This is a genomic window from Achromobacter sp., from assembly GCF_036567245.1.
Lineage (GTDB): Bacteria > Pseudomonadota > Gammaproteobacteria > Burkholderiales > Burkholderiaceae_B > Achromobacter.
Window position 1 is genome coordinate 1 of the sequence record NZ_DATCUY010000282.1, and the last position, 3460, is coordinate 3460.

At 66.4% G+C, this 3460-nt stretch carries 3 protein-coding genes and 1 pseudogene; 2 read left to right on the plus strand and 2 right to left on the minus strand.

The window, feature by feature from the left end; translation table 11 throughout:
• Both VIR09_RS12520 and VIR09_RS12525 read right to left on the minus strand, forming a co-directional pair.
• Nucleotides 1–213, minus strand: a pseudogene (locus VIR09_RS12520) (hypothetical protein); the annotation flags it as partial.
• A 136-nt stretch (nucleotides 214–349) separates the two neighbouring features.
• Nucleotides 350–1327, minus strand: a complete 978-nt coding sequence (locus VIR09_RS12525) for a tripartite tricarboxylate transporter substrate binding protein (RefSeq protein WP_332013163.1) — start codon at nucleotides 1325–1327, stop codon at nucleotides 350–352.
• 302 nt (nucleotides 1328–1629) lie between these two features.
• Between VIR09_RS12525 and kdgD the strand changes: the two genes are divergently transcribed.
• Nucleotides 1630–2544, plus strand: a complete 915-nt coding sequence (kdgD, locus tag VIR09_RS12530) for a 5-dehydro-4-deoxyglucarate dehydratase (RefSeq protein WP_332013164.1) — start codon at nucleotides 1630–1632, stop codon at nucleotides 2542–2544.
• Nucleotides 2545–2603: 59 nt separating this feature from the next.
• A partial coding sequence (locus VIR09_RS12535; RefSeq protein ID WP_332013165.1) for a hypothetical protein occupies nucleotides 2604–3460 on the plus strand: 857 nt, incomplete at its 3' end.

Here is a 3460-nt window from a genome sequence, read left to right on the forward strand (position 1 = left end):
GCCGGGCGGCCTGCCGGCGGTGGCGCAGCCTGTGCCCAGACAGGGTTCCTGCGAGGCGCCCGGATTGACCAGCCGGGGGCAAGCGGAGCCGACGCAGGAATCCGGTATGACGCGGGCCGAAGACGGGGGCTGGGGAACCGCCGGTCCGCCGCCTTGCGCGGCGGCGGACCCCCAGAAGGCCGCCAGCAGCGCGGCTGCCCATAGGATTTTCATGGCTGCATGCCCTGCCCCTGATATGCCGCGATGAGGATTGCGCGACTGGCGACCCGCGTCGCGCCGGGGCTTGGACGGGCGCGGGACAGTTCCAGTGTGCTCCCTCGCGTTACCGCCTGTCCACGCAGGCTCTGCCTCAATCCAGCCGGATATCCGCGCTTTTCACCACCGAGGCCCAGCGGGCGCGTTCGCTGTTGAAGAATTGCGCCAATTCGGCGGGATTGCGGGTGACGATCTCGGCGCCTTGCTCGTTCAATTGCGCCTTCACGTCCGGCTGATTGACGATTTGCGCCATCAACTCCGACAGGCGGATGGCGACCGGATCAGTCGTGGTGACGGGCGCCATCACCCCTTGCCAGGTGCCGGACTCGAAGCCGGCCACGCCCTGTTCGGAGATGGTCGGGATATCGGGCACCAGCTGCATGCGTTCACGCTTGGAGATCGCGATCGGCCGCAGCTTGCCGGCCTTGATGTGGGGCAAGGTGGCCAGCAACCCGTTCATGATGACCTGGGTCTGCCCGCCTATCGTGTCCGTCACCGCCTGCGAGCCGCCCTTGTACGGCACGTACTCCCATTTCGCGCCCGTGGCCTGCTGCACGGCCACGGCGGCCAGATGCGGCGCGCTGCCGATGGCGGTCACGGCGAAGTTCAGGCGCTGCTGCTTCGACAAGGCCACCAGCTCCTGCACCGTCTTCGCCGGCACGTCAGGATGCACGGCCAGCACGTGGGGCGAATAGGCCAGCATGCCGACCGCGCGCAGGTCCTTGGAAGGGTCGAAGGACAGCTTGGTGTACACGGACGGGCTGATCGCCAGCGCCCCCACGTCGCACAGCAGCACGGTATGGCCTTCCTGCGCCGCCTGAACCACCAGGCCGGCGCCCAGGTTGCCGTTGGCCCCGGGCTTGTTCTCGACCACCACGGTCTGCTTCAGGGCTTCGGCCAAGCGCGGCGCCAGGATGCGGGCAATGATGTCGGATGAGCCGCCAGGCGGATAAGGCACGATGATGCGGACCGCGCGCGTCGGCCAGTCGCCCGACTGCGCCCATGCCGGTAGCCACGGCGACAGGCAAAGCGCCGCAGCGCCGCCCAGGAACTGTCTCTTGCTCGGATTCATGAAGTCTCCTCTGGATTGTCTGGCGGACGGCCGCGAGCGCCGGCGCCTGCGCCAATCTCCAGATTGACTCAAAACGCACCCGTCCCAACCACGTCCGGCTTTGTTCAAGTTATCGTACAACTAAGAAAATATTTTGGGAAAGAAGAATCTATTGCCATCGGGTATGCACCTATCATCCGGCGAATTTGATTGGGATATCGATCTTGAATCGGCATATTCCATGTTGTACGATGACTATCTTCTTTCACCAGGCCGCCGGCAGACTCATCCCCTTCGATGGCGCCCCAACGGATCAACGCGACATGACCACCCCGCAGGAACTCAAGCAGATTGTTTCGGAAGGCTTGCTGTCTTTCCCCGTCACCGACTTCGACCAGAACGGCAACTTCAACGCCACGTCCTACGCGCAACGCCTGGAATGGCTGGCGCCCTACGGCGCGACCGCGTTGTTCGCCGCAGGCGGCACGGGAGAATTCTTTTCACTGGCGGCGGAAGAGTACGCCGACGTCATCCGCACCGCGGTGCAGACCTGCGCCGGCAAGGTCCCCATCCTGGCCGGCGCAGGTGGCCCGACCCGCACGGCCATCGCCTATGCGCAGGAGGCCGAACGCCTGGGCGCCAAAGGCATACTGCTGCTGCCCCATTACCTGACTGAGGCCTCACAGCAAGGCATCGCCGCGCACGTCGAACAGGTCTGCAAGTCCGTCAAGATCGGCGTCATCGTCTACAACCGCGCGCAATCCCGCCTGTCGGCCGAAAGCCTGGCGCAACTGGCCGAGCGCTGTCCCAACCTGGTGGGCTTCAAGGACGGCGTGGGCGACATCGAAGCCATGGTGCGCATCCGCCGCAAGCTGGGCGACCGCTTTTCCTACCTGGGCGGCCTGCCCACGGCCGAGGTCTATGCCGCCGCCTACCGCGCGCTGGGCGTGCCGGTCTATTCCTCGGCGGTGTTCAACTTCGTGCCCAGAACGGCCATGGAGTTCTACCGCGCCATCGCCGCGGGCGACGACAACACCACCAACCGACTGCTGGATGATTTCTTCCTGCCCTACCTCGACATCCGCAACCGCGTGCCCGGATACGCGGTCAGCATCGTCAAGGCCGGCGCCAAGTTGGTCGGCCACGATGCCGGCCCGGTGCGCGCGCCCCTGACGGACCTGCGACCCGATGAACTGGAAATGCTGGACGCCCTGATCCGCAAGCTCGGCCCGCAGTAAGGCGATCTCCCTGGCGGTGGTATATATAGGCCCGTCCAGCCACCCCAGGGAGTCCGCCGATGGCGCGTCGACGCAGCCTCGCATTTCTGCTCAGCATGCTTGCCGCGCCTGCGGGCGCGGCGGTCATCTACGACAACCATGGCTTGGTGGTCGAAGCCGCCACCGGCAGCCGCAGCGACTGGAACACCGGCCAACGGCAAACTACCCGCGCGACCACCGTCACCTACCAGGGCAAGCCGCTATGCGGCAAGGACGTCGGCGCCCTGCTCTATCCCGACGGCCAAAGTATCGAGGCCCGTGCCTTTTTCTGCGCATCCACCGCCAAGGCGCTGGAGACGGACGCCGTGCTGGCCTATTTCACCAGTTCCAGCGCCAATACCGTGCTGGCGCAGCTGCGCGTGGCCAACGGCGCGCTGCGGGTCCAGCGCCTGATCTTGTCCGCCAAGCCCGAGCGCGACCGCATCTCCACCACCCGCTACGAGGACGCGCGCCTGCCCGGCTGGACGCGCGTCCAGACGTCCTGGAACGAAACCGTGATGATCCGCCACGCGCCGCTCGCCGCCCTGAATCTGGGTCCGGGCAAGCTGCTGGACGTAGCGGACGGCGTGGCCTACCTGGCCGTGCCTCCAGGCAGGGACGTGATCGAGATCGAGCCCACCAAGCGGGTCAAGGACGCCGACGGCTATCTGCAGATCGTGCCCGCGATCACCAAGTTCGTGGACACGCCGATGGCGTTCCGCGCGGTGCGCATGAGCGACGGACGTGAGCTGGCGCGACTGGACTTCAAGGACGCCTGCCTGCGCCTGCCCGCGATCCAGTTCGACCGGCCGGACGCGCAGTCCCGGTCCTCGGACGCGCCCGATGTGGCCTTCGATGACGTGCCCGCCTGGCGCGCCGCCACCTTGCAGCTGACGCA